At 72.5% G+C, this 25,171-nt stretch carries 20 protein-coding genes; 10 read left to right on the top strand and 10 right to left on the bottom strand.

Annotated features, from left to right (window positions below; all coding sequences use genetic code 11):
- Positions 1–21 precede the first annotated feature (21 nt).
- Both AB0M29_RS04370 and AB0M29_RS04365 read right to left on the bottom strand, forming a co-directional pair.
- Complete coding sequence (locus AB0M29_RS04370; RefSeq protein WP_365378712.1) at positions 22–648, bottom strand: TetR family transcriptional regulator; 627 nt, start codon at positions 646–648, stop codon at positions 22–24.
- Between the two features lie 97 nt (positions 649–745).
- Positions 746–1,585 (bottom strand): helix-turn-helix transcriptional regulator, encoded by an 840-nt coding sequence (locus AB0M29_RS04365; RefSeq protein WP_365378709.1) that lies wholly within the window; start codon positions 1,583–1,585, stop codon positions 746–748.
- Between the two features lie 161 nt (positions 1,586–1,746).
- Here AB0M29_RS04365 and AB0M29_RS04360 point away from each other — a divergent pair, with 161 nt between their 5' ends.
- Positions 1,747–2,634 (top strand): oxidoreductase, encoded by an 888-nt coding sequence (locus AB0M29_RS04360; RefSeq protein ID WP_365378706.1) that lies wholly within the window; start codon positions 1,747–1,749, stop codon positions 2,632–2,634.
- 135 nt (positions 2,635–2,769) lie between these two features.
- Here the strand turns inward: AB0M29_RS04360 and AB0M29_RS04355 are convergent, their stop codons facing one another.
- The 3 genes from AB0M29_RS04355 to AB0M29_RS04345 all read right to left on the bottom strand — a co-directional run bounded on the left by AB0M29_RS04355 (position 2,770) and on the right by AB0M29_RS04345 (position 6,200).
- A complete protein-coding gene (locus AB0M29_RS04355) occupies positions 2,770–4,134 on the bottom strand; it encodes a carotenoid oxygenase family protein (RefSeq protein WP_365378704.1) in 1,365 nt (454 codons plus the stop codon).
- 87 nt (positions 4,135–4,221) lie between these two features.
- Positions 4,222–4,662, bottom strand: a complete 441-nt coding sequence (locus tag AB0M29_RS04350) for an SRPBCC family protein (protein ID WP_365378702.1) — start codon at positions 4,660–4,662, stop codon at positions 4,222–4,224.
- 68 nt (positions 4,663–4,730) lie between these two features.
- Positions 4,731–6,200, bottom strand: coding sequence for an MFS transporter (locus AB0M29_RS04345; protein WP_365378699.1), 1,470 nt, complete (start codon positions 6,198–6,200; stop codon positions 4,731–4,733).
- Positions 6,201–6,442: 242 nt separating this feature from the next.
- Here AB0M29_RS04345 and AB0M29_RS04340 point away from each other — a divergent pair, with 242 nt between their 5' ends.
- From AB0M29_RS04340 to AB0M29_RS04315, 6 genes are all read left to right on the top strand, one after another.
- The gene (locus AB0M29_RS04340; protein WP_365378696.1) at positions 6,443–7,678 is read left to right on the top strand and encodes a cytochrome P450, cyclodipeptide synthase-associated; all 1,236 of its coding nucleotides are present in this window, start codon (positions 6,443–6,445) and stop codon (positions 7,676–7,678) included.
- Between the two features lie 31 nt (positions 7,679–7,709).
- Positions 7,710–8,102, top strand: a complete 393-nt coding sequence (locus AB0M29_RS04335) for a nuclear transport factor 2 family protein (RefSeq protein ID WP_365378694.1) — start codon at positions 7,710–7,712, stop codon at positions 8,100–8,102.
- A 67-nt stretch (positions 8,103–8,169) separates the two neighbouring features.
- Positions 8,170–10,182, top strand: coding sequence for an ATP-binding protein (locus tag AB0M29_RS04330; protein ID WP_365378691.1), 2,013 nt, complete (start codon positions 8,170–8,172; stop codon positions 10,180–10,182).
- A 299-nt stretch (positions 10,183–10,481) separates the two neighbouring features.
- The gene (locus AB0M29_RS04325) at positions 10,482–12,314 is read left to right on the top strand and encodes an adenylyl cyclase (protein ID WP_365378689.1); all 1,833 of its coding nucleotides are present in this window, start codon (positions 10,482–10,484) and stop codon (positions 12,312–12,314) included.
- 164 nt (positions 12,315–12,478) lie between these two features.
- A complete protein-coding gene (locus tag AB0M29_RS04320) occupies positions 12,479–13,450 on the top strand; it encodes a GlxA family transcriptional regulator (RefSeq protein ID WP_365378686.1) in 972 nt (323 codons plus the stop codon).
- A complete protein-coding gene (locus tag AB0M29_RS04315; RefSeq protein WP_365378683.1) occupies positions 13,450–14,091 on the top strand; it encodes a DJ-1/PfpI family protein in 642 nt (213 codons plus the stop codon). The genes AB0M29_RS04320 and AB0M29_RS04315 overlap by 1 nt, the downstream gene beginning before the upstream one ends.
- A 5-nt stretch (positions 14,092–14,096) precedes the next feature.
- On the opposite strand, the gene AB0M29_RS04310 is transcribed toward AB0M29_RS04315, so the two are convergent.
- The 4 genes from AB0M29_RS04310 to AB0M29_RS04295 form a co-directional block, all read right to left on the bottom strand.
- Positions 14,097–14,630 carry an Lrp/AsnC family transcriptional regulator gene (locus AB0M29_RS04310; protein WP_365378680.1) on the bottom strand — a complete coding sequence of 178 codons (534 nt, stop codon included), beginning with the start codon at positions 14,628–14,630 and terminating at the stop codon, positions 14,097–14,099.
- A 343-nt stretch (positions 14,631–14,973) separates the two neighbouring features.
- Complete coding sequence (locus AB0M29_RS04305; RefSeq protein ID WP_365378678.1) at positions 14,974–17,256, bottom strand: WD40 repeat domain-containing protein; 2,283 nt, start codon at positions 17,254–17,256, stop codon at positions 14,974–14,976.
- A gap of 66 nt (positions 17,257–17,322) precedes the next feature.
- On the bottom strand, positions 17,323–18,546 hold the full coding sequence (gene rocD / locus AB0M29_RS04300; protein WP_365379415.1) for an ornithine--oxo-acid transaminase: 1,224 nt from the start codon (positions 18,544–18,546) through the stop codon (positions 17,323–17,325).
- Between the two features lie 291 nt (positions 18,547–18,837).
- Positions 18,838–19,791, bottom strand: coding sequence for a LysR family transcriptional regulator (locus AB0M29_RS04295; protein WP_365378675.1), 954 nt, complete (start codon positions 19,789–19,791; stop codon positions 18,838–18,840).
- Between the two features lie 183 nt (positions 19,792–19,974).
- On the opposite strand from AB0M29_RS04295, the gene AB0M29_RS04290 reads away from it, so the two are divergent.
- Positions 19,975–20,670, top strand: a complete 696-nt coding sequence (locus AB0M29_RS04290) for a type 1 glutamine amidotransferase domain-containing protein (protein WP_365378673.1) — start codon at positions 19,975–19,977, stop codon at positions 20,668–20,670.
- A gap of 343 nt (positions 20,671–21,013) precedes the next feature.
- On the opposite strand, the gene AB0M29_RS04285 is transcribed toward AB0M29_RS04290, so the two are convergent.
- Positions 21,014–22,090, bottom strand: coding sequence for a LacI family DNA-binding transcriptional regulator (locus AB0M29_RS04285; RefSeq protein ID WP_365378670.1), 1,077 nt, complete (start codon positions 22,088–22,090; stop codon positions 21,014–21,016).
- Positions 22,091–22,352: 262 nt separating this feature from the next.
- Between AB0M29_RS04285 and AB0M29_RS04280 the strand changes: the two genes are divergently transcribed.
- Together AB0M29_RS04280 and AB0M29_RS04275 are read left to right on the top strand one after the other, a co-directional pair.
- Complete coding sequence (locus AB0M29_RS04280) at positions 22,353–24,566, top strand: discoidin domain-containing protein (protein WP_365378668.1); 2,214 nt, start codon at positions 22,353–22,355, stop codon at positions 24,564–24,566.
- 94 nt (positions 24,567–24,660) lie between these two features.
- Positions 24,661–25,038 (top strand): hypothetical protein, encoded by a 378-nt coding sequence (locus AB0M29_RS04275; protein WP_365378665.1) that lies wholly within the window; start codon positions 24,661–24,663, stop codon positions 25,036–25,038.
- Positions 25,039–25,171: the final 133 nt, after the last annotated feature.

Here is a 25,171-nt window from a genome sequence, read left to right as displayed (position 1 = left end):
GGGTGTCTCCAAGGTGCGGTCTCACGGGGCGGCGGTGCGTGCCTGAGCGGGGTCGGCCTCGTTGCGGTCACCGATCGGGCCGAGGGTCCTCGCGATCGCGTCCCGCGTGCGCTCGCGTGACTCCGGCGCGGTCGTGAGCAGCGCATGCATGATCATTCCCTCCAGCAGGGCGTCCAGGCGGGCGGCGCTGTCGGGGTCGGTGAAGCGGGCCAGGACGCCACGGCTGTCCGCCGTCCAGCGTTGCGTCAGTGCGCGCAGCTCCGGATTGCGCAGTGCGGCCAGGTGCAGCTCGAAGCCGAGGACCGCGCTGCGGTGCCTGGCAGGGCCGCCCTGGACGAGATCGACCAGCACCTCGACGAAGTGCTCGTGCGTGTCGACTCCCTCGAAGAGTGCGCCGAACGCCGCGCACCGGCCCTCGACATACCGGGCGAAGGCCTGCGCCTGGAGGTCGGTCAGGCTGGCGAAGTGATACGTGATCGACCCGAGCGGCACGTCCGCCCGGGCGGCGATGTGCCGGTGCGTCGTCCCGGCCACCCCGTGCTCCGCGATGACGTCGAGGGTGGCGTCCAGGATGTGCGTCTTGCGCCCGGGGTCGCTGCGACGGGTCCGCCGCCGCCCAGAACGCGGCGGCGGTTCGGCGAGAGGCATGTCCGCAAACGTACAACCGTTAAGAACAGATGTACAAATAAAGTGAGCCGGAAGGGTGACCGGACCAGGCTCTCCGACCCGGGGCGCGGCCGTCCTCCTACGTCGTACGCTCCCGATTCGCCAGGAATCGCAGTGCCGTGTCGTCGTCGCTGCCGGGACGGGGGAAGTACACGTACAGCACGTGGCCTTCGGGGCCGGCGAGGGCGAACGTCTCGAAGTCGAGGGCGAGGACGCCGGCTTCTTCGGTCGCGAGCCGTTTCTGGCCGGCCACGCGGTCGTAGACCTCGTGGGAGTCCCATATGGCGCGGAAGGTCGCGCTGCGCTCCCGCATGCTCGCCACGAATCCGTCGAGTTGCGCGGGCCGGGCCGCCGCGGTGGTGCGGAGTCCGGCGACGGCCTGGAGGGCGATGTCGTCCCACTCGACGTACAGGTCGCGGGCGCGTGGGTCGAGGAAGGTGAACTCGATCAGGTTGTGGCCCGGGCTCCATGCCGGGTTGACCCGGGCCGCGAGGGGGGTTCCGGCCAGGACGTCGCGGGTGGGGGCGACGACGAAGGCGGGCAGGTCGGCCCACCGCTCCAGCAGCACCAGCACTCCCGGCCGCACGGTGTCGGCCGGGGCCGGGCCGCTGCCACCCGCCGGGGCGAGCGACGGTGCCACCAGCGACCAGAGGTAGCTCCGCTCGGTGTCGTCCAGGCGCAGGACGCGGGCCAGCGCTTCGAGGATCTCGCGGGAGGGGTGCCGGTCACGGCCCTGCTCGATGCGGGTGTAGTACGAGGGACTCACGCCCGCGAGCAGCGCCAACTCCTCACGGCGCAGGCCCTTCACCCGCCGCCGTGCGTGGCTGACGACGCCCGCCGAGGAGGCGTCGATCCGCTCCCGGCGGTTGCGCAGGAAGGAGCCGAGGCGGTTGTCGTCCTGGGTGTCGTCGCGAGCCATCCGACCGGACTCTACCGGCGCCGGACACCGCCCGGCGCGTCCCGCGCCGTCACGTGCCGTCCCGCCCGCGGCCTGATCGGCGGACACCGCGAAGGTGACCCTCCGAGAGCCACCCTCGGGAGGGCGTGGCACCCGCGCTGAAGCCTTGGTGCAATCGAGGCATGACGAACGGACCCCTCGCAGAATCGAAGGAATCGACCCACGCCACGGACGGAACGCGGGTGTGGCTGATCACCGGATGTTCGAGCGGCCTGGGGCGTGCCCTGGCCGAGCACGCCCTCAGCCGCGGCGACCGGGTCGCGGTCACCGCCCGCGACCCGGAGAGCGTGACCGGCCTCGCCGCCGCCCACGGTGACCGCGCGCTCGCCCTCCGGCTGGACGTCACCGACGCCGCCTCGGTGACGGCGGCGGTCGCGGCGTGTGAGGCGGAGTTCGGGCGCATCGACGTCCTGGTGAACAACGCCGGATACGGCTATCTCGCTGCCGTCGAGGAAGGCGAGGACACCGCTGTCCGCGACCTGTACGACACCAACGTGCACGGCGTGGTCACCGTCCTGAAGGCCGTACTGCCCGGCATGCGGGCCCGCCGTTCGGGGCGGATCGTGAACATCTCCTCCTTCGGCGGTCTCGCCGCCTTCGCCGCGACCGGCTACTACCACGCCACCAAGTTCGCCCTCGAAGGACTGTCCGAGTCCCTGGCCGCGGAAGTCGCCCCCCTCGGTATCGCGGTCACCATCGCCGAACCCGGCGGCCTGCGCACCCAGTGGGCCGGCACCTCGATGCGCCAGTCCCCGACCCGCCTCCCGGACTACGCCGACACCGCGGGCAAGCGCCGCTCCGCCACCCTGTCCGTCTCCGGTCACCAACCCGGCGACCCCACCCGCGCCGCGGCAGCCATCGCCGCCGTCGTGGACACCGAAGCCCCACCCCTGCGCCTTCTGCTCGGCACCGACGCCCTCACCGGCGCCCGCGCCCGGCTGGACCGGTTGCGAGCCGAGATCGATGCCCACGAGGCACTGACGAAGAGCGCCGATCTGGTGCGGGCATGAGAAGACCGGCGGCGAGGCCATGAAAGCCTCGCCGCCGGGACGCCGCCCGAGAGCGACGGTGGTGTCGGGCAGTGCCGACACCGGTTGCGCCTGACGGCGGGGGCGGGCATCGCTGCCCGCTCCCGCCGTGCCGGGTCAGGACGCGGCGGCTCCCCGGTCGGTGTCGGGGATCCAGGAGCCGTGGATGCCGGCGGTCACCCGGCGGGGGAGGTGGACGGTGGCGACCAGATCGAGCCCCGAGGCGTCCAGGACGAGAAGCTGCGAGGCGTCCTGCTTGAGGTCCGAGGTCACGGTCAGGAGGTAGCCGTCGTCCTCGCGGGTGGCTCCGGCGGCGGGCACGAACACGGCCTCGCTGGGCATGCGCGCGTCGCCGGCCTGGTGGATACGGCGGGCGCCGGTGGTGCGGTCGTACTTGACGATGCCGTAGCCGCCGAAGCCCTGCTCGTCGGGGAAGGAGATGGCGTACTGGTAGCGGTTCTCGGCGCCCAGGTACTCCTCGTTGAGGGTCGGGAACTCCACGGGGAGGTCGTCGATGATCTGCTCGTCGACCGTGCCGGCCGCCATGTCGATCACCCAGCGGCGGGTGTAGGAGCGGGAGCCGGGCTCGGTGCCGCGCCCGGGAGCGCCGACCCACCAGTTCCACGAGAGCCGGAAGCCCTCGCGGTCCACGGTGGGGCCCTCCAGGACGATACGGCCCTGGCCGTCCTCGTAGGCGTTGCCGACGTGCAGCAGGTTGCCGGGCTCGATGGAGAACCAGCGCACCTGCCCGGTGCCGTCCGCGCCACGCGGCATGACGCCGATACGAGCGGGCTGGGTGTCGCTCCAGCCGTAGGGGATGCCGGACTGCTCGGACGGGTCGAAGGTCACATTGCCCTCGATGAAGACCACATGGCGGCGCGTCACGGCGAAGTCGTGCTTCAGGGAGGCCGTCGCGCCCGGGATCTCGGCGCTGTGGACGATGGCGCCCTTGGCGTCGGCGACGTAGTACGTCAGGAACGGCGGGAAGGGCGACGAGCCGAAGAAGTGCAGCTCCCCGGTGACCGGGTCCTCCTTGGGGTGCGCGGTCATCGCGGTACGCAGCTTGCCGTCGAAGTCGTACGCGCCGACGGTCTCCAGCTCCGGGGTGAGCTCGAAGGGGACGTTGGCCTCGCACAGTGCGAGCAGGCGTCCGGCGTGCTCGATGACGTGGGTGCCGGCGACGCTGGCCGTCAGGTCGGGGCCGTGCTCGGTCATGTAGGGGGCGCCGTCGAGGGCCGGGGTGCGCACCCAGCGGTTGCGGTACCACTCGGCGCGCCCGTCCCGCAGGCGGATGCCGTGGACCATGCCGCTGCCCTTGAACCAGTGGGTCGGGGTGACACCGGGCTTGGGGTTGTGGCCGTTGCGGATCAGCCGGCCGTCCAGCTCGGGGGGCAGCGTGCCTTCCACGGTGAGTCCGGTGGCGGTGACCTCGTCCGCGACGGGGGTGTAGTGACCGGTCAGGTAGGGCTTCGCAGCAGTCATGGCAGTGCTCTCTTTCCGTGGATGCGGGAGGTGATGCTGTGGGTCGTGCACGTCTGGGACGCGGTGGGCAGGTGAGGTGATGCTGTGTCAGGCGCCTTGTTCCGCGCGGTTCTTGAGGTGGGCGAGCCAGTTCTCCAGGGAGTCGCGCAGCGCCTTGCCGAGGTGGTCGGCCGCGGCGTCGACCGGGGCGCCGCTCCAGGACTCCTCGGTGCGGACGGTGACGTGGTCGCCGTTCTCCTCGAACGTCCACACGTGGATGCCGGTGATGCCCTGGGCGGGACCGCCCCACACGATCCGCCGGCCGGGGACCAACTCGTCCACTGTGGAGGTGACGTCCAGACCGTGGGTCTGCCAGGTGAAGGAACTGCCGGGCGCCAGCGGGCCGTCGAGTTCGGCCTTGTCGATGTCGGTGTTCCAGGTGGGCCAGGACGCGATGTCGGTGTGCAGCTGCCACACCGTGGCGAGGGGCGCGTCGATCTCGGTGCTCAGCCGGACGATGACGGGGGCGGTCTCGTCGATGGTGGTCATGGTGGTGAGTCCTCTTTCGAAGGGTGAAGTGGTACGGCTGAGCCGTCGGTTCAGCCGGTGCGGAAGGTTCAGGCGGGCTGCGGGCCGGGGGCGGCGGAAGCCGCCGTCCGTCCGCCGGCGCAGCGGGTGAGGAACAGCGCGAGGAGAGCCGTCGCGGCCAGGACCGCCGCGCCGACGGTGAACGCGATGCGGTAGCCCGCGGTCAGGGCTTCCAGGTGGGGCTGATGGGCCGCCGCATGGGCGGTACGGGTGCCCGCGAGGGTGGCCAGGACGGCGAGACCGACCGCGCCGCCCACCTGCCGGGTGGTGTTCACCAGGCCGCCGGCCAGCCCGGCGTCCTGCTTCGGGACGCCGTCCACGGCGAGCGCGGTGAGCTGGACGAAGGCGATGCTGAGGCCCAGGCCGATCAGGATGCTCGGGCCGAGGAGGTCGGCGAGGTAGCTGCCGTGCGCGCTGATCCGGGACAGCCACAGCAGGCCCGCCGTCTCGGTGAGCAGGGCTCCGGTCACGGTCGCGGAGGGCCCGACGCGCCGGGCGATACGCGGCGCCAGGGTGGCGCCGAGCATGTTGGCGCAGGCCAGCGGGAGTTGCCCCGCCCCGGTGGCCAACGGGCTGGAGCCCAGGACCTGCTGCTGGTAGAGGGGGAGGAAGAAGAACAGGGCGATCCACACCGAACCCAGCAGCGCCATCAGCAGGTTGCCCGCGGCGACCCGCCCGGTGGTGAACAGGCGCGGCGGTATGAGCGCGTTCGGCCGGCCGCGCTCGATCAGCGCGAAGGCCGCGAGCAGTACGGCGGAGGCGCTGAGGGCGCCCAGAACCCGGGCGTCGGTCCAGCCGGAGCCCCGCGCGGTGGTCAGGCCCCAGACCAGGCAGGTCAGGGCGAGGGTGACCGTGGCCGTGCCCAGCACGTCGAACCGCTCGCCGCGTACGGCCTTCCCGTCGGCGGGTGGGGGGACGAGCGCGGCCACGGCGGCCAGCACCAGCACCGTGCCGAGCGCGACCGAGTAGAAGATCCAGGTCCAGCCCCATGCCTGGGTGAGCGCACCGCCCAGCAGGACGCCGCCCGCCCCTCCGGCGCCGGAGACGGCCCCCCACACGCCCAGTGCCTTGCCGCGCGCCGGGCCGGCGGGGAACTGGTCCATCGTCAGGGCGAGTGCGGCCGGGGCGATGGCGGCGGCGCCGAGGCCCTGGACGGTGCGGGCGGCGATCAGGACGGCCGAGGAGGTGGCCAGCCCTGCCGCCAGCGAGGACGCCGCGAACAGCGCGAGACCGGCGATCAGCACCCGGCGGCGCCCGAGCAGGTCGGCCGCGCGCCCGCCGGCCAGGAGCAGTGCCCCGAACGCCAGGCCGTAGGCGTTGACCACCCAGGTGGTGCCGGTGTCCGACAGGCCCACCCCGGAACGGATCTGCGGCAGCGCCACGTTCACGATCGACGTGGCGAGCATGACGGTGAACTGGGCCGCGGCGAGGGCCGCGAGCACGGCTCCCGGCCGGGGGGCGGCGGGCGCCCGGCCCTTGTGTATGCGTCGCAGGTTCATGCCGCAGAGCCTGTTGCCGGGCGCTGTCCACAATCCAGGTCCGGCGGGGGCGGGGACTGTCCACTGCTGTCCGCACCTGTCCACCCGGCCGCTGTCGGCGCCTCTCCGCCCGGCTGCCGTCGGCGCCCGTCCGCCCGGTCGCCGTCCGCACCTGCCCGCCCGGCCCCGTCACGGCGGGAGTCGCCCGCGGATCCCCCCGGGTTATAGTCCCCTCCAAAGATCTTTGAAAGGCCGCCCTGACCATGGCAGATCCCCGATTCAGCATCCTGTCCGAGGACTTCGCCGCCGACCCGTACCCGCACCTCGCCGGGCTGCGGGAACAGTCACCGGTGCACTACGAGCCGGCGGTCGACAGCTACTTCCTCTCCCGCCACCAGGACGTGAAGCGGGTGCTGACCGACCACGAGGCGTTCACCACCGAGACCCTCCAGGTGCGCGCGGAGCCGGTGATGCGCGGACCGGTCCTCGCGCAGATGACCGGCGCGGAGCACACCGCCAAGCGAAAGATCGTCGTCCGGGGCTTCACGGGGGAGGCGCTGCGGGACCAGGTTCGCGCCGTCGAAGCCAACGCCGCCGAGGTCGTGGCGCCGTATCTTCCCCGGGGACGGATTGACCTCGTCAACGACTTCGGCAAGCCCTTCGCCGTGCGCGTGACGCTCGATGTCCTCGGCCTCGACAAGGAGGACTGGCGGCAGGTCATGGCCTGGCTGGGCGGAGTCGGGGAATTCATCACCAGCATCGTCCTCACCCCCGAACGCCGCCGGCACTGCTTGGACTGCGCGGAGCGGTTGGAGGGCTACCTCGCCCCCGTCATCGCGCGGCGCCGCCGCCATCCCGGCGATGACCTGATATCGACGCTGTGCGCGGCCGAGTTCGACGGCATCGCCATGAGTGACCGCGATGTCACCGCGCTGGTCTTCAATGTCCTGGTCGCCGCGATCGAGCCGGCGGACAAGACCCTCGGGCTCCTCTTCAAGCACCTGATCGACCACCCCGGGCAGTTGGCGCAAGTGCGCCAGGACCCGGCGCTGCTGTCGGCCGCGATCGCCGAGACCCTGCGGTACACCCCGCCGGTCCAGCTCATTCCCCGCCAGGCGGAGAAGGAGACCGAGTTCGCCGGCACCGTCGTCCCGGCCGGTGCCACCGTCTTCTGCATGATCGGCGCGGCCAACCGCGACCCCGACGTGTTCAGCGCTCCGGACACGTTCGACATCCACCGCCCGGACCTCGGCACCGCCCGCTCGTTCGCCGCGGCCGCCCAGCACCTGGCCTTCGGCGCCGGACTCCACAGCTGCGTCGGTGCGGCCTTCGCGCGCGCCGAGATCGAGACCGTGGCCGCGCTGCTGCTCCCGCTGCTCGAACAGGTACGCTACAGCCCCGGGTTCGTCTACCGGGAAACCGGCCTGTACACCCGCGGACCCGCCTCCCTGTCGCTGGACTTCACGCCTGTCCACGAAGGCGTCGCCGGACACGGCTGACCCCCGCCCGCACCCCGCCCCGAGGACAGCGATGACTCCCACCGACATCACCCGAGCCATCAACGACCTGCTGTTCGACCCGGTCCTCGACCTCGACGAAGCCCTCGACCGGCACTTCACCCCCGACTACCGCCAGCGCACCGACGGCGTGTGGAGCGACCGGGCCGGTTTCGCCGCGCACATGACGCGGCTGCGTGAGGTGGTGCGCGGCGGGCACATCGAGGTGCACGACGAGTTCCGTGACGGCCTGCGCTACGCGGACCGCCACTCCGTCACCGTCACCCGGGACAACGGCCGTACCTCCCGCACCGAGGTGTACCTCTTCGCCCGGTTCGCCCCCGACGGCCGGTTCCAGACCGTCGAAGAGACCACCCTCCTGGTCAGCGGCCACGACGACGACCGGAACCTGGGACTCCTGAAGTGACTCAGACGGTGGGAGGGGAGTTCCGGACAACGGTGTCCGGGGCCGGAACGTGCGGAAGGGAGCCCCTGTGGTCTCCATCGGCGAGAGACTGAGCAGCGCGCGCGTACAGGCGTTCATCGGCCGGGACGAGGAGCTCGGGCGCTTCGCCGAGGCCCTGGCCGGTGACCCGCGCGCACCGTTCGCCTTCTACGTCTTCGGGCCCGGCGGCATCGGCAAGTCGACGCTGCTGCGGCGCCTGGCGGACCACGCCCGCGCGGCGGACCGGCTGCTCGTCGAACTGGACGGCCGTTTCGTCGGCAGGGATCCGGCCGACTTCGAGCGTGCGGCCCGCCCGTTCCTCGACGTGCCCGGCGCGATCCTGTTCGTGGACTCCTTCGAGCACTGCCAGTGGCTGGAGAGCTGGCTGTGGCACCACTTCCTGCCCCGCGCCGCGGACGGCGCCCTGGTCGTCCTGGGCGGGCGGCTCGCGCCGCAGCCGCAGTGGAGCGCCGATCCCGCGTGGGCCGGGCTGCTGCACGTCACCGAACTGGAGCCCTTCTCCGCGGAACAGGCCCGCGATCTGCTGGCCGCGGCCCGGATGCGGCCGGAACTGCGGGATCTGGTGCTCCGCTTCGCCGGAGGCAACCCGCTGGCCCTGTCGCTGGCAGCGGCGGCCGGCCCGACGAACTGGAGCAGGGAGGAGACCTGGGCGCCCTCGGCCGACGTGCTGCGCACCCTGCTGGTGGGGCTCATCGGAGAGGTGCCGACGGCGGCACACCGCCGCGCCCTGGAGGTGGCGGCGCAGGCGCACTCGACCTCCGAGGAACTGCTGGCCGCGGTGCTGCCCGAGGAGGACGCCCACCTGCTGTTCGGCTGGCTGCGGGAGCTGCCGTTCATGGAGTCCACGCACCAGGGGCTCCACCCGCACGACGCCGCCCGCGAGACCCTCGCCGCCGACCTGCGCTGGCGCGCGCCCAACGCCTTCGTCACGATGCGCAGGCGGCTGGCGGAGGAGTACCTGCGCCTGCTGCGCGAGGCGCCGGGGGAGCGGGTCTGGACCGTCACCGACGAACTGTTCTTCCTCTTCCGCGAGGTCGACACCCTGGCGCGGCTGCGCTCATGGTCCCGCGAGGACGAGGTGCACGACCGCGCACTGCACCCGGACGACCTTGACGTGGTGCTGCGCATGGCCGAGGAGACCGAGGGCCCGGAGTCCGCGGAGCTGGTGCGCTACTGGGCGGAGCGCCAGCCGCAGGCGTTCAGCGTCTACCGTCTGGTGAACACCGGCCGCATCGTGGCGTTCACCGCCCGGCTCGCCCTGCAGGCACCGCCCGACCCCCGGGACCTGGCCACCGATCCGGTGGTCGCGGCCGCCTGGGCGTACACCGACGCCACGGGGCCGGTGAGCCCCGGCGAGCACATCGGTGTCAGCCGCTTCTCGATCTACCCCGAGCGGTACCAGGTCCCCTCGCGCGTCATCGACCTGAGCAGTTCCCGCGCCCAGGCGGAGGCCGCCCGTGCCCGGGGCCGCGCGTTCGGCTTCGCCGTCTGGCGCGACGCCGACACCTGGGCCGAGCGCGTCAAGGGCACCCTCGCCGACACCGGCGCCCGGCCGCGGGTCGGTGCGCACACCTACGGGGTGTTCGGCGTCGACTGGCGCCACGTGCCCGTCGAGACCTGGCTGCTGAAGTTCATCTCGGCGGCCCCCGAACTGCCCGCCCCGGCCGGGCCGCCGCACGGTTCGCGCACCGCGTTCGACCAGGCCGTGCGCGAGGCCCTGTCGCACTGGCGCACCCCGGCCGCCTTCGCCGCCTGCGCCCTGCTGCGGGCCCGGCTGGTGGCCGACGCGGCCGACCCCGTCGAGGAGTTGCGCGCCCTGCTGCGTACCGCCGTCGACGACCTCGGCCGCGACCCGCGCGGAGTGCGGGCCCGCGAGGCCCTGGCGGCGAGTTACTTCTCCGGCGCGCCCACCCAGGAGGCCGCCGCCCGCCGCCTGGGCCTGCCGTACGGCACCTACCGGCGCCATCTGCGCCAGGGCCTCGACCTGCTGTGCGAGGCCCTCTGGCAGCGCGAACTGCGCGGCCCCGACGAGGAGGTGTAGCCCGGTGCGGTACGCGGCCTGAACCGCTGTGCCCGTACCGGGAGTTCGGCCGGTTCGCCCCGAACTCCCCTTCGTCGTCGGCGTCTCGTACAGCTCTCCCACCTCTCCCACCTCTCGCGCCTCATGCGGATCGTGGCGCTCGCCGTACGGTCGCACCCGGCCGTCCGGCTCGCGGAAGCTCGGCGCCGCGCACTTATTGACGCGGCATACCCACGATGATTCACTGCCTGCCTGAGAGCGCTCTCTTGCGGCTGAAGGGCCAGCCGCCGCCGCCCCGCCCCTCACGTCCAGGGAGAGTTGTGTCTGTCATTCCCACTCGCCGTACCGTGCTGCGCGGCGCCGCTGTCGCCGCAGCCGTGCCGCTGGCCGGCGGTATCGCCGCCGGATCGGCTCTCGCGTCGGCGCCCGCGTCCGCGTCCTCCTCTGACCAGCACGGAAACGATTACGGTCATGGCGCCAAGGGCCTCGGCGCGAACGTCCTGGTCTTCGACCCGTCCATGGGCGACGCCGCGATCCAGGCCAAGGTCGACGCGGTGTTCGCCACGCAGGAGTCCAACCAGTTCGGCGACGAGCGCTTCGCTCTGGCGTTCCGGCCGGGTACCTACAACGTCGACATCAACGTCGGCTTCTACACCCACGTCCTCGGCCTGGGCGCCGCCCCCGGCGACGTGGTGATCAACGGTCATGTCACGGTCGACGCGCAGTGGCTCGACGGCAACGGCACCCAGGACTTCTGGCGGGCGGTGGAGAACCTGACCATCGTGCCGCCGGACGGCCTCAACCGCTGGGCCGTCGCCCAGGCCGGCCCGATGCGCCGCGTCCACATCAAGGGCAACATCACCCTGTGGCCGAGCCCGCCCGGCAACCGCTGGTCCAGCGGCGGCTTCATGGCCGACAGCGTCGTGGACGGCTACGTCGAGTCCGGCTCGCAGCAGCAGTGGCTGTCCCGCAACGACACCTTCGGCAGCTGGACCGGCGCCAACTGGAACATGGTCTTCGTCGGCGTCCAGGGCGCACCCGCCCAGTCCTTCCCGACGCCGCCCTACACGACCGTCGACCGCACCCCGGTCGTCCGCGAGAAGCCGTTCCTGACCGTGGACCGGCACGGCGCCTACCAGGTCTTCGTACCCGCGCTGCGCCGCGACTCCACCGGCACCACCTGGGCGAACGGGCGGGCCGCGGGCCACACCCTGCCGCTGTCCCGCTTCTTCGTGGCCGCCCCCGGCGACACCGCCGCCGAGATCAACCGCGCCCTGGACCGCGGGCAGCACCTGCTGTTCACGCCCGGTATCTACAACCTGTCCTCGACGATCCGGGTCAACCGCCCCGGCACGGTCGTGCTGGGCATCGGCTACACGACGCTGCGCTCGACGCACGGCAACACGCTGATCCAGGTCGCCGACGTCAGCGGCGTCACCGTCGCCGGCGTGCTCGTCGAGGCCGCCTCGGCGCACACCCCGGTGCTGCTGCGGGTCGGCGACGGCCGCAGCCGGCGCCGCCACGACGCCGACCCCACCGCGCTCTTCGACGTCTTCGCCCGGATCGGCGGCGCCATCGCCGGTGGCGCCGGCGTCAGCCTGCAGATCGACAGCAACGACGTCTTCTGCGACCACCTGTGGCTGTGGCGCGCCGACCACGGCCTGGACAACACCGTCGGCTGGGCGGTCAACCCCGCCGACACCGGCATCCTGGTCAACGGCGACCACGTCACCACCTACGGGCTGTTCGTGGAGCACTACCAGAAGTACGAAGTGCTGTGGAACGGCGACCACGGCGCCACGTACTTCTTCCAGAACGAGCACCCCTACGACGTGCCCACCCAGACCGCCTGGGTGCACGGCTCCACCAAGGGCTACGCCGCCTACAAGGTCGCCGACGGCGTGCGCGAGCACCACGCCTGGGGTCTGGGCAGCTACTGCTTCTTCAACCTCAACGCGGACATCTACACCGATCGCGCCTACGAGGTCCCCGACACCCCCGGCGTCGTCTTCACCGACCTGATGACGGTCTGCCTCAACGGCCCCGGCGGCGGAGGCATTCTGCACTGCATCAACAACGCCGGTGACCCGGTCCAGAACGGCTTCGGCACGTTCAACATGAAGGGCTACACCAACGGCGCAGCGGCCGTCTGACCCGGTCCTTCACCCCGCAGCAACGCGCCGCGGGCGGCCCCGCACGACGAGGGCCGCCCGCGGCGCCGTTGCGCGCCCCCTCTTCTTCGGCTGGAGCGCTGAAGGCAGAAAAGGTGGGAAGTACGTCATTGCTGCCATGACCGGGCGCTGCCAGGCTGAGCCGCATGAGGCCCACCAGTGTGATCATCGTCCTGTACGAGGGTGTGCAGAGCCTTGACGTGACCGGCCCTCTGGAAGTGTTCGCCGGGGCCGGTGGCGCCGCTGGGCAGCCGCAGGCGTACCGGATCACGACCGCCGCTCCCGGCGGCGGGCCGGTGCGCACGTCCAGCGGGCTGCGGCTGCTCGCCGACGAGGACCTCGACCGTGCCGCCCCCGCCCACACACTGCTGGTGCCCGGCGGTACGGGCACGGCCGACCCCGACCCGGCGGTGGTCCGCAGGATCGGTCAACTCGCCGCCGGGGCCGAGCGCGTGGTGTCGGTGTGCACGGGGGCGTTCCTGCTCGCCGAGGCCGGGCTGCTGTCCGGACGGCGCGCCACCACGCACTGGGCGTACTGCGACACCCTCGCGCGGCGCTTCCCCGACATCGACGTCGATCCCGAACCGATCTACGTCAGGGACGGCCACATCGCCAGCTCGGCCGGCGTCACCGCGGGCATCGACCTCGCCCTGGCCCTGGTCGAGGAGGACCTCGGCCGGGACGCCGCCCTGCAGGTGGCGAGGCACCTGGTGGTGTTCCTGCGCAGGCCGGGCAACCAGGCGCAGTTCAGCACCCAGCTCGCCGCGCAGCTCGCCGACCGGCAGCCGCTGCGCGAAATCCAGCGCTGGATCGCCGAACACCCCGAGGGCGACCTGTCCGTGGACACCCTCGCCGACCGCTGCGCGCTGTCGCCCCGGCACTTCGCCCGCGCCTTCGCCGCCGAGGTCGGGGTGACGCCGGGGCGATACGTCGACTCGGTCCGGCTGGAGGCGGCCCGCCGGCGGCTGGAGGAGACCGAGGACGGCATCGAGGAGATCGCCCGGTCCTGCGGCTACGGCCTCCCGGAGTCGATGCGACGCGCCTTCGTCCGCGCCCTTTCCGTACCGCCGACCGAATACCGCCGCCGCTTTCGCGGCTACGACACCGGAGGAAACTGATGCAGATCGCCATCCTGCTGTACGACGGCTTCACCGCGCTCGACGCCGTCGGCCCCTACGAGATCCTCTCCCGTATTCCCGGCGCCGAGGTGGTGTTCACCGCCGCCCGGCCCGGGCCGGTCCGCACCGACATGACCAGCCTCGCCCTCACCGCCGACGCCGCGCTCGGCGAGGTCACCGCACCCGACCTCCTCCTCGTCCCCGGCGGCCCGGGCACCGCGGACGTCCTCGCGGACCGGTCCACCCTCGACTGGATCCGCCGCGTCGACGAGACCACCACCTGGACCACCTCGGTCTGCTCCGGCTCCCTGCTGCTGGCCGCCGCCGGCCTGCTCACCGGCCGCCGCGCCACCTCGCACTGGATCTGCCTCGACGACCTCCCCGCCCTCGGCGCAGTCCCCACCCCGGAACGCGTCGTCCTCGACGGCAAGTACGCCACCGCCGCCGGCGTCTCGGCCGGCATCGACCTCGCCCTCCACCTCACCGGCCGCCTCGCGGGCGACGAGACCGCCGAGGCCATCCAGCTCGTGGTCGAGTACGACCCCCAACCCCCCTACTCCACCGGCTCCGTCACCACCGCCCCCGCCCCTCTCGTCACCGCCCTGCGCGCCAGCAACCTCATCGTCGGCGCCGCCGCCTGAGCCGCTCAGCCGATGAGGCGGTAGAGGGCGACGAGGCTGCGGCTGCGGAGGACTCCGGGTTCCTTGCGGATGCGTTCGATGACGGTTTCCAGGTGGGGCATGTCGGTGACGAGGACGTGGACCAGGGCGTCGGAGTCGCCGGTGACGGTCCAGGCGCCGATCACCTCGGGGAACTGGCGCAGGGAGGAGAGGATCTCCTCGGGGGGTGTGCGCTCCCGGCAGTAGACCTCGACGAAGGCTTCGGTGCCCCAGCCGAGGAGGGCGGGGTCGAGGACGACGGTGAAGCCGCGGACGACGCCGCGGGCCCGGAGGCGGTCGATGCGGCGCTTGACCGCGCTGGCGGAGAGATTGACCTCGGCGCCGATCTGGGCCAGCGGCGCACGGGCGTCCTCGCCGAGCCGGCGCAGGAGGAGGAGGTCGGTGGCGTCGAGGCCCGCGAGGGGAGTCGGTGTGAGAGTGAGGCCGGCGGTCGCCTGGCGGCGCTGTCCGGTCAGCGTGTCCGACGGCGGTGCGTCGCTGGCTACTTGGTCCCTCAGCACGTGGTCGGCTCCTTGGTGGGCGGTTCGCCGCCTCGCGGACGGGACACGGCTCCGGGCCGTGCGGCATGCGGCGTGATCGTCGGCCCCCGGGTGGGAGCGGCTGCCCGCCTGTTGGCGTCGGCAGCGAGGCCCGTGAAGGTGGAGAGGAGGGTGGGGGTGCGCCCGGGGGTCTCCCGGCGGGTGGCCCCCACGGGAGCCCAGAGGCGACAGTAGGAGCGATGCGCCGGATCGGCACTGGCCGCAGGAACCAGTGCGGTGGGCCGGATTGTGCACCCTGTCCAGTTGACGTCTCGGCAGGTGAGACAACGCGCGCCGCGGACAGCGCCGTCAAGGTACGCCCGCGTCAGACCGTGGCCGTCAGGTCCTGGACGGTGGCGGAGGCATGACCGGCGGCGGAGTCCGTGCGGCTGCGGTGGGGAGCGAGTACCGCGACCTCGGAGCCGAAGCCGACCACCAGCTCGCCGCCTGGTGCGAAGGCGACGGCACGGACCAGTTCGGGGAAGACCAGGTCGGGACAGAGCCTGCGGCCGGTGGCCAGGTCGCGCAGGCACACCGCCTTGTCGTCCCCGCCGCTGGTGGCCAGCACCGCCCGCCCGTCGACGGTTCCGGCGGCCGCCACGCGCGTTCCGCGGCGCTGGTCGGGGAGTGTCGCCCCGACCTGGTCATGGGTGGTCAGGTCCCACACCCGTACCGTGCCGTCGTCGCTGCTGGTGACGGCGACGGGACGGCCCCGGACCTCCGCGGCGGCCACGGCCATCACCCAGCCGCCGTGGTGGGTGAGCGGCGCTCCGGTGCGCTCACCGGTGGCCAGGTCCCAGACCGTTCCCTCGTCGCCCGCGGTGACCACGACGGTGCGCCCGCGGACGACGGCGACAGCCAGTGCCATGACCCAGCCGCGGTGGTCGCTGAGCGGTCCCTCGATCTGCCGTCGAGCCGTCAGATCCCAGACCCGTACGCTGCCGTCGTCGCCGCTGACGACCGCGAGGGCGTGGCCCCGTACCTCCGATACGGCCACGGCCCGGCCGGGGCAGGTGCTGATGTGCTCGCCGTGGCCGGTGAGCAGGTCCCACAGGCGCAGTCCGTCGCCGCCGACGGTCACGGCGACCTCGCGGCGATCCACGGTCGCCGTCGCCACGGCCGCCACCGGGCCGGTGTGCCCGGTCAGCGCGGGCCCGGCGGGCTTGCCGGTCGCCAGGTCCCAGCGTCGTACGGTGCCGTCGTCGCCCGCGGTGACGGCCACATCGCGACCCTGGAGCGGTGCGACCGCGATCGCCCGCACGTGTCCGGTGTGGCCGGTGAGAGGTGTCCCGGGGACGCGAGCGAGGTCCCAGACCCGCACCATGTCGTCGCAGCTGCTGGCGACGGCGACGGGGAGCCCGTCCACCACGGCGGTGTCCACGGCCATGATCCCCTCGGCGTGCCCGGTCAGCGGCTGCCCGAGCTGCTCGCCGGTCGCCAGGTCCCACGACCTGACGGTGCCGTCCTGGCCGCCGGTGACCGCGACGACCCGGCCCTGCACCTGTGTGGTCGCCACCGCCCACACCGGGCCGGTGTGGGCGGTCAGGGGCAGCCCGACCGGTTTGCCGGCGGCCAGATCCCACACCCGTACGCTGCCGTCCCTGCCTCCGGTGACGGCGACGACCCTGCCGCTGAGCACGGTCGTCGCGACCGCCCCCACCGCGCCGGTGTGTCCGATCAGCAGCTGCCGCCCGACCCGCTGCCCGGTGGCGAGGTCCCAGAACCTGACCGCCCCGCGGCAGGTGCCGGCGACCACCAGCGTGCGCCCGCCGACGTCCGCCGTCGCCACCGCGGTCACCGCGGTCGTCCGGCCGGTGAAGGAGTAGCCCAGGGACCGGCCGGTGAGCAGGTCCCATGCCTGCATGCCCATCTCGTCGCTGGCGGTCACCGCGACCATGCGGCTGCGCACCACCGCCGTGGTGATCGCGAGCACCGGTCCGGCGGGCGGATCCCCGAGCACCTCACCGGTGGCCAGGTCCCACACGCGCACCGTCCGGTCCCAGCCGCTGCAGACCGCGACCGTCCGCCCGTCGGCCGTCGCCGTGGCGACCGCCCGCACCCCTGTGTGACGTCCGGGCAGGCGCGGTCCGACCCGTCTGCCGGTGGCCAGGTCCCACACCCGCACCATGCCCTCGCTGCTGCCGGTCACCGCGACGGGCACGCCGTCCACCACCGCCGTCGCCACCGCTCCACCGGGGTGGCCGGTCAGGGAGCGCAGGCGCTGGCCCTCGAGGCGGGCACCCGCGGCCCACCGGACCTCCCACGCCGCCGCGTCCCCGCCGCGGCCCGCACTGGACGCGTCGATACGGTTCACCAGGGCGCGGTGCCCCCAGCGCAGCGCTTCGAGCCGGAGCAGCCAGCGGCGGTGGTCACCGCCGGCCGCGCGATGCCCGCTCAGCGACCGCCAGTACACCCAGGCGGACAGCCTGGCGTCCCCACCCGAGGCCGCCGAGAGCAGCGGCGCGACCACGCCCGGGTCGGCCCACACCAGGAATTCCGCATCCGTCAGCAGGTCGTCGGTCCGGCCCGCCCGGACGGTGGCCTCCACTCGTGTGGTCATCCCGGCCAACGGGGTCTCGGCCCAGCGGACTTCCGCGTTCTGATTCACCACAGCACCTCCCGGAGGTGTGATCGCAGTCGGCTCGTCATGTCGTGCGCGCGAGTCGCGAATGCGTCAGGGGGAGAGCGGCGAGAGCGGGGAGAGTACCGCCCTGAGCTGGTCCAGGGCCCAGTCCAGGTCGTCCTTGGTGATGACCAGGGGAGGTGCGAGCCGGAGGGTGGAGCCATGGGTGTCCTTGACCAGGACGCCGCGCTCCAGCAGCCGCTCGGCGATCCGCCTGCCGGTGCCGTGTTCCGGGGCGATGTCCACCCCGGCCCACAGACCGCGACCGCGTACCTGGGTGACGGCGCCGCCACCGGCCAGAAGAGCCAGCTCGGCGTGCAGGTGGTCACCGAGTTCGGTCGCCCGGTGCTGGTACTCGCCGCTGCGGAGCATCGCGATGACCTCCAGCGCCACGGCGCAGGCCAGGGGGTTCCCGCCGAAGGTGGACCCGTGCTCGCCGGGCCGGAAGACGCCGAGGATCTCGCGGGAGGACACCACGGCGGAGACCGGTACGACGCCGCCGCCCAGCGCCTTGCCGAGCACGTACATGTCGGGGACGACGCCCTCGTGCTCGCACGCGAAGGTCCGGCCCGTACGGCCGAGCCCGGACTGGATCTCGTCGGCGATGAAGAGCACGCCGCGCTCGGCGGTGAGCCGCCGTACGCCCGCCAGATAGCCCGGGGGCGGGACGAGGACTCCGGCCTCGCCCTGGATGGGCTCCATCAGGACGGCCACCGTGCGGTCGTCCACGGCCGCCTCCAGTGCGGGGAGATCGCCGTACGGCACGACCTCGAAGCCCGGGGTGTACGGGCCGAAGTCCGCCCGGGCGTCCGCGTCCGTCGAGAAGCTGACGATCGTCGTCGTACGGCCGTGGAAGTTGTTCGCCGCCACGATGATCTTCGCCTGGCCGTCCGGCACGCCCTTGACCCGGTAGCCCCACTTGCGGGCCGTCTTCACCGCCGTCTCCACGGCCTCCGCGCCGGTGTTCATCGGCAGCACCATCTCCATGCCGCACAGCTCCGCCAGCTCCGCGCAGAACCGCGCGAAGCGGTCGTGGTGGAAGGCCCGCGAGGTGAGCGTCACCCGGTCGAGCTGGGCCTTCGCGGCGGCGACGAGCCGGGCATTGCGGTGGCCGAAGTTGAGGGCGGAGTAGCCGGCGAGCATGTCGAGGTAGCGGCGCCCCTCGACATCCGTCACCCACGCACCCTCGGCCGACGCGACAACGACAGGCAGGGGGTGGTAGTTGTGCGCGCTGCGCGCCTCGGCGGCGGCGATGTGCTCGGCGGCGGTCGACACGTGAATGCTCAACTCTCTTTCGGGACGGAGGGATTCGACGCGGTCGCGGGCGGCGCCGGAGCCTGGAAGGGCAGAGGCGAGGGGTAGGGGCGCGTCACGCCCCGGCCGCCATGCACGCGGTCCGCACCGAACCCCCGACGCCTGCGGGGGCTCGTGTGCGGACAGCTCGACGATATGCCGCGGAGCCGGACGTTTACGACGTACGGACGTTGCGCGTCATGAGCGATCCGTTGCGCGTCGCGAGGGTTTCGCGCGGGTATTTTGCGCGCCTGGGAAGCGCGGGCGGGCGACCTACGGTCCCTGCGTCCAACTGAGCCGCAGCACGGATGTGTCGGAGAGCGAGGCCCGCGCGGCGGCCAGCAGGTGGTCGCGGACGAGCGTCACGTGCGGGTTGGCGGGGTTGCCGGGGCGCTGGACGAGGAAGGCGGTGTTGATCGGCGGGTCCTCCGGCTGGTGGAGCAACCGCAGTGCGCCGGAGGCGAGTTCGGCGCGGCACAGGTAGCTGGGCAGGACGCTCCAGCCGGCCCCGGCGGTGACGGCGGCAAGGATGCCGCGCAGGTCGGGGACGGTGACGGCGGCCTGCGCGTGCAGGCGGCGCTGGAAGACGTGGCGCCAGTAGCGGCGGGCGATGGGGAGGTCCTCGGCGTACACGATCAGCGGGAGGCTCTCCAGGGCGGTGGGCAGCTCCCGCCCGCTGAGCTGTTCGGCGAAGGCGGGGGCGGCGACCAGGACGAACTCCTCGTCGGCGAGGAGTTCGGCGTGCAGCGTACGGCCGGGCGGACGGCGGGTGGCGATCACCAAGTCGTGGCGTCCGGCCCGTAGTTCGTCCAGCAGCGGTTCGGTGAGCCCCACGGCCAGCCGCAGCCGTACGCCCTGACCGATCAGCGGGGCCAGCACCCTGAGGCCGACCTCGCTCAGGAACTCCGTGGGCCCGGCCAGATGCACCGGCGCCGCGGTGCCGCCCGGCCCCTCGCCGGTGATCTCGGCCATCTGGTCGAGCGGAGCCGACAGCCGCGCGGCGAGCGTGTCCGCGTAGGGGAGCGGGGAGACGCCGCGGGCCCGGCGCTCGAACAGCTCCCGGCCCAGGCGGTTCTCCAGTGCCCGGATCTGAGCGGTGACGGTCGACTGCGACAGGCCGAGCCTGCGAGCCGCGGCCGTGAAGGAGCCCAGGCGGTGCACCATGAGGAAGGTACGCAGGAGGTTCAGGTCCAGCGGTCCGGAGCCATGCGTCTCCTGATTGCTCACGCTTCGAGCGTACGGCATCCGGGGGTCATCTACCGTCGCTGGGCTGGTCAGCGGAGGTATCGACATGCCGATACCAGGCAGCGGTGTTTCCATTGGTCGTGATACTTCAGCACCTTTACATTTGAGGACGAAGACCATCCGGCGCCCGGCGCCGGAGTGTGAACCCGTGACGAGGAGACCCTCATGTCGAAGATCCTTTTTGTGATGACCGGCGCGGACCACTGGACGCTGGCGGACGGCTCCAAGCACCCGACCGGCTTCTGGGCCGAGGAGGCTGTCGCCCCGTACCAGGTGTTCACCGCGGCGGGCCACGAGATCGTCGTGGCCACGCCGGGCGGCGTCGTACCGCCGCTGGACGAGGGCAGCCTGGCGCCGCAGTTCAACGGCGGCGAGGAAGGTGCCCGGAAGATCGCGGACGTGCTGGCGTCGATGAGCGAGCTCCAGAGCCCCCTCAAGCTGGAGGACGTCGACCTCGACGACTACGCCGCCGTCTACTACCCCGGCGGCCACGGCCCGATGGAGGATCTGGCCGTCAACGCCGACTCCGGCAAGCTGCTCACCGCGGCGCTCACGTCGGGCAAGCCGCTGGGCGTGGTCTGCCACGCCCCGGCCGCCCTGCTCGCCGCCGTAGCCGAGGACGGCACCAACTCCTTCGCCGGGTACAAGGTGGCCGCCTTCACCAACGCCGAGGAGATCCAGGGCGGCCTGTCCGACAAGGCGAAGTGGCTGCTCCAGGACCGTCTGACCGAGGCGGGCGTCCAGGTCCAGGTGGGCGAGCCCTGGGTCCCGAACATCGTCGTCGACCGCAACCTGGTGACCGGCCAGAACCCGTCCTCCTCCGCCCCCCTGGCGGCGGAGCTGCTGAACAAGCTGGCCTGACACCCCGCACCCCCGGCCGCCCGGGGCCGGAAGCGGCACGGCCGCCGCCTTCCGGCCCTACCCGCGGTGGGTGAGCGGCGCAGGAGCGTTGCCGGCTCAAGGGCGCGCTCGACGGAGAGCAGATAGGCGGTCGGTGACTCCCCGGTTCCTTACGCGGATGATCTTCTCGACGGGCACATCGGCGAGGTCGTTCGGGGTGACGATGCGGAGCGCCAGCAGCCCTACCGCGTGGGTGTCGTCGGCTGCCGGTGCGGCGTCGGAGGGTCGTCCGGCTCGTCTCACCCCCTCTGCCTCTGGGCGGGCGTAGATCCAGGCAGCGAAGCCGGAGGCCAGGCCACCCGCGTCAGCGTGCGGGCTGCGCGGGCGGCCCGGTGCTGCCGCGTACCACCAGCTCGGGCTGGAGGAGCTGGACCGGGCCGGCGGTGGTGCCCTGCTGGGCGATGGTGCGCAGCAGGGCCTCGGTCGCCTGGCGTGCCATCCGCCGCCGGGGAACGGAGACGGTGGTGAGGGGCGGGTGCAGCAGCCGGGACTCGGGGTTGTCGTCGTGGCCCACGACCGACAGGTCGTGGGGGACGGAGCGGCCGGCCTCGTGGGCCGCTTGCAGGACGCCGGGGACCAGCGCGTCGTAGGCGGCGAAGACCGCGGTGATACGGGGGTCGGCCGCCAGCGCGGCGCTTGCCGCGGCGAAACCACCGGCGACGTCGGGCTGGGGGGTGAAGTGCACGGCGGTGTCGGGGACGGTGAGGCCGTCGTCGGCGAAGGCGCGCCGGAAACCCTGGACGCGGAGAGCCTGGGCGGGGCTGGCCAGGACCGCCACGCGCCGGTGCCCGAGCCCCCGAAGGTGGCGGCCGGCGAGGTAGCCGCTGTGCTCGAAGTCGATGGTGACGACCGGGAAGCGATCCGGTACCTCGGTCTCCCAGGCGCAGAGCACCACCGGGAAACGGACGTCCGCCGGTTCCGGCAGATGGCAGGTCAGGTCCCGGTCGCCCGCGATCAGCAGGCCGTCCACCGAGCGGCTGGTCAGGCCGGCCAGATGGCGTCGGGCGCGCTCGCCGTCGAAGCGGGTCGTGCACAGCAGGAGGTGGTGGCCGTGCTCCTCGAGGACGTCCTCGACCGCCTCGACGATGTCGGCGTAGAAGGTCGCGCCGACCGTGGGGACGAACAGGCCGACGGTCCGGGTCCTGCCGGTCGCCAGTGAACGGGCCACCAGATTGGGGGTGTAACCGAGTTCGGTGATCGCGGCGTTCACCCGGGCCGCCGTCGCGGCGCCCACGCCGGGCCGGCCGGCGACCACGTTGGAGACGGTCTGCTTCGTGACCCCGGCCCGCTCGGCCACGTCCTTCATCGTCACCACGTCGACCACCTCCCGTAGCCAGGCCAACGGTGCCGACCCTACCCAGGCGCGGACGACATCCGTCAAGTGCTCAGTTTGCTCGTTCTGTTCGACGAGTATGACTGGACCCGATCGAATGGACACTGCTGCGCGCAGAATATTGCATCCGAGGGTTGCTTTACCGGTCAAGTGAGCCTAGCGTCTCCACTCGCCACCGCACCTTCCCCCCGCTGACGCGCCGCCCGGGACGCGGCCGGGCTTCATCCGGCCGCGCGGGCGTCCGTGGAAGGCGCCGGTTGGCAGAGGAGTCGCCGCGTGACGGCGCGGCACGTGACACGAAGGAGTACCTGTGCCAGTGCAGCGAAGAAGGTTCGTCGGAGCGGTCGTCGCCATGGCTCTGGCCGTGGCCGGCGGTGGCACCCTGGCGACCGTGCCCGCGTCGGCGGCCCCGCCCGACGCCACCTACACCGTGACCATCGGCGCGAAGGGTGCCTGGACGCACCCGACCGACACCCCGGCCGCTTCCTTCATCGACAAGGACGGCACCTACTACTACCAGCAGGCCGCCGCTCTGTACGGCGCCACCGACCCACGGACCTGGGACTTCTCCTCCGGGTCCGACTTCGACACCGCCACGTTCTCCACCGCGATCAGCGACGCGGTGAACCCCGCCAACAGCAGCGACAGGAACAACGACACCACCTGGCGGTGCGACAACAGCCCCACCGGCCGGGAGGCCACCGCCGCGCCCGCCGGCTCCGGCTACTCGCAGAAGAACTTCTGCGACCTGATGGGCGTATGGGTCGACCCCGACACGGGCGACTGGTACGGCCTGGTGCACAACGAGTTCACCCCGCAGCCCTTCGGCGACGGCATGCACTACGACGCGATCGACTACACGGTCTCCACCGACCAGGGCCGCACCTGGACGATCAAGGACCACGTCCTCACCTCGCCGTACAGCACCGAGCGGGGCGACACGGCCGCCTTCCCGAACCAGACGTACTACTACGGCGACGGCGATCCGCGGCTGTTCGTCGACATCGCCTCGGGCTACTTCTACGTCTACTACAACTCCCGGGTGCTCCCCAAGGGCGGGTCGAGCGGCTCCTGGGTCTCGCAGGCGCATGTGGCCCGCGCGCCCCTCTCCGGCAAGATGGCGCCCAGCTCCTGGCGGAAGTGGTACGACGGCTCCTGGTCGCAGCCCGGCGTGGGCGGCAGGGAGAGCAACATGGTGCCGGTCGACTCCCCCGGTGGCACCGGTTACACCCCGGTCGCGAAGGAGTACGACCCGGCCAACACCGGCACCACGGACCAGCAGGTCGCCGCCGGTACGCTGCCCCCGAAGTCGGACCTGCTGACGATGAACATCGCCTACGACGCCCAACTGGGCCTGTACATCGGCGAGCCGGAGGTCCAGGACCAGGACGCGGGGGCGCCGCAGCGGTTCTACGTCACCGACAACCTGGCCACGCAGAAGTGGTACCTGGCCGGTGACTCCGGCAGCTACACCTCCGGGTCCTGGTACCGCTGGTTCCTCGACCCCGCCAACCGTACGAACTCCATGATCGTCGGCAAGACCTTCCGCTCCTACTGCTCCTTCGCCTGCTCCAACGGTTCCGACGGCGAGTACGTCCCCGTCACGATCGGCTCCTCCGCGCCCGCCGTGCCGGTCGACACCACCCGGGCCTACCGCGTCGCCGGTGGAGACGGCCGGGTCCTCGCCCAGGTCGCGGCCAGCTCCGCCACCACCTCCCTTGCCACCCCCACCGGATCTCCCCTGGAATCCTGGGTCTTCACCAGCGACGGCGACGGCTCCTACACGATCGGCAACAGCTCCACCGGCCAGCTGCTCGGCGTCGACTCCACTGCGGCGGCGGGCCGCGCCTGGGGTGCGAAGCCGACCGCGGCCGCCGCCCCGGCGGGCGGACCGACCGTCGGCCAGCAGTGGTGGATCATCGCGGACAAGTCCAGCACCACGGGCGCTTCCACGGGGACCTACCACCTCGTCAACCGCTACAGCGGCCTGGTGATCGGGCTGTCCGCCGACTCCACCCGGTCGGCCGAGACCACCCCGGCCCGCACCTGGAGCAACACCACCGGCAACGCGGTGGGCGGATCACGCGCCGCCGGCGAGCAGGAGCTGACCCTCACCGCCACCGGGCCGGTCCGCGCCCGCGACCTGGCGCTGAACAGGCCGACGACCGCGTCCACCCTGCAGTCCGGCGCCTACCCCGCGAACCTGGCCACCGACGGCGACCCCGCCACCCGCTGGTCGAGCGCCTTCGCCGACCCGCAGTGGCTCCAGGTCGACCTCGGCGCCACCCACTCCATCAGCGAGGTCAAACTGACCTGGGAAGCCGCCTACGGCAGGGCGTACCAGATCCAGACCTCGAAGAACGGCACGACCTGGACCACCGTCCACTCCACCACCACGGGCGACGGCGGCACCGACGACCTCACCGGCCTGTCCGGATCGGGCCGCTACATCAGGATGTACGGCTCAGCCCGCGGCAGCGGCTACGGGTACTCCCTGTGGTCCTTCGAGGTCTATGGGAAGTGACGAGGTGCGCCCGCCCCGGAGGATCGGTTCTCCGGGGCGGACGCGCGGGGTGCGGGCCTAGGGCGTGTCAGGACACGCCCTAGGCTCGGTGTTCATGGACGAGGTGTTGCGGCAGGCGATGGAGCCGGTTCTGCGCGATCTTCGGGGGGCGGGGGTCGCCCCGCCGCGGGTCGAGGACGACGACTGGACGGATGACGCCGACTGCGCGTCGGCGATGCTGTGGAGTCCTGACGGCAGCGGCAGGGGAGTGTACGTATCGCGTCCGGTACCCGAGTGCGAGCGGGTCGCGGCGGTGGCGGACCAGGTGCAGGAGTGGGTGATCGAGGAGTTGTGGGGCCAGGCGCCGACCAACTGGCCGCCGTGTCCTCGGCATCCGGACCACCATCCGCTGCGGGCGGTCCCGCGCGAGGGTGCGGCGGTGTGGGAGTGCCCGGCCGACGAGACGCTCATCTCCCCGATCGGGGCGCTCTGAAGGAGGCGGCGCACGCCGAATGCGACGCGCCGGGCGGAGATCCCTCACTCGCCGCGGCATTGGCGCCAAGGTGATCGTCAGTCTCCCTGTGTGACCGTCGATCATAGGAGCGTCGCCGTGACAGCGACCGACA

It is taken from the genome of Streptomyces sp. NPDC051976, from assembly GCF_040680795.1.
GTDB lineage: Bacteria > Actinomycetota > Actinomycetes > Streptomycetales > Streptomycetaceae > Actinacidiphila.
Note: the sequence above shows the minus strand (reverse complement) of the source record. Positions and strands in the feature narration are given on the sequence as shown.

What these genes read in the sequence shown, in the direction of transcription:
- AB0M29_RS04355 (WP_365378704.1), bottom strand. Translation starts at nt 4,134, where the DNA reads ATGACTGCTGCGAAGCCCTACCTGACCGGTCACTACACCCCCGTCGCG.
- AB0M29_RS04365 (WP_365378709.1), bottom strand. Translation starts at nt 1,585, where the DNA reads ATGGCTCGCGACGACACCCAGGACGACAACCGCCTCGGCTCCTTCCTG.
- AB0M29_RS04275 (WP_365378665.1), top strand. Translation starts at nt 24,661, where the DNA reads ATGGACGAGGTGTTGCGGCAGGCGATGGAGCCGGTTCTGCGCGATCTT.
- AB0M29_RS04320 (WP_365378686.1), top strand. Translation starts at nt 12,479, where the DNA reads ATGAGGCCCACCAGTGTGATCATCGTCCTGTACGAGGGTGTGCAGAGC.
- AB0M29_RS04360 (WP_365378706.1), top strand. Translation starts at nt 1,747, where the DNA reads ATGACGAACGGACCCCTCGCAGAATCGAAGGAATCGACCCACGCCACG.
- AB0M29_RS04345 (WP_365378699.1), bottom strand. Translation starts at nt 6,200, where the DNA reads ATGAACCTGCGACGCATACACAAGGGCCGGGCGCCCGCCGCCCCCCGG.
- AB0M29_RS04370 (WP_365378712.1), bottom strand. Translation starts at nt 648, where the DNA reads ATGCCTCTCGCCGAACCGCCGCCGCGTTCTGGGCGGCGGCGGACCCGT.
- AB0M29_RS04350 (WP_365378702.1), bottom strand. Translation starts at nt 4,662, where the DNA reads ATGACCACCATCGACGAGACCGCCCCCGTCATCGTCCGGCTGAGCACC.
- AB0M29_RS04290 (WP_365378673.1), top strand. Translation starts at nt 19,975, where the DNA reads ATGTCGAAGATCCTTTTTGTGATGACCGGCGCGGACCACTGGACGCTG.
- AB0M29_RS04340 (WP_365378696.1), top strand. Translation starts at nt 6,443, where the DNA reads ATGGCAGATCCCCGATTCAGCATCCTGTCCGAGGACTTCGCCGCCGAC.
- AB0M29_RS04335 (WP_365378694.1), top strand. Translation starts at nt 7,710, where the DNA reads ATGACTCCCACCGACATCACCCGAGCCATCAACGACCTGCTGTTCGAC.
- AB0M29_RS04315 (WP_365378683.1), top strand. Translation starts at nt 13,450, where the DNA reads ATGCAGATCGCCATCCTGCTGTACGACGGCTTCACCGCGCTCGACGCC.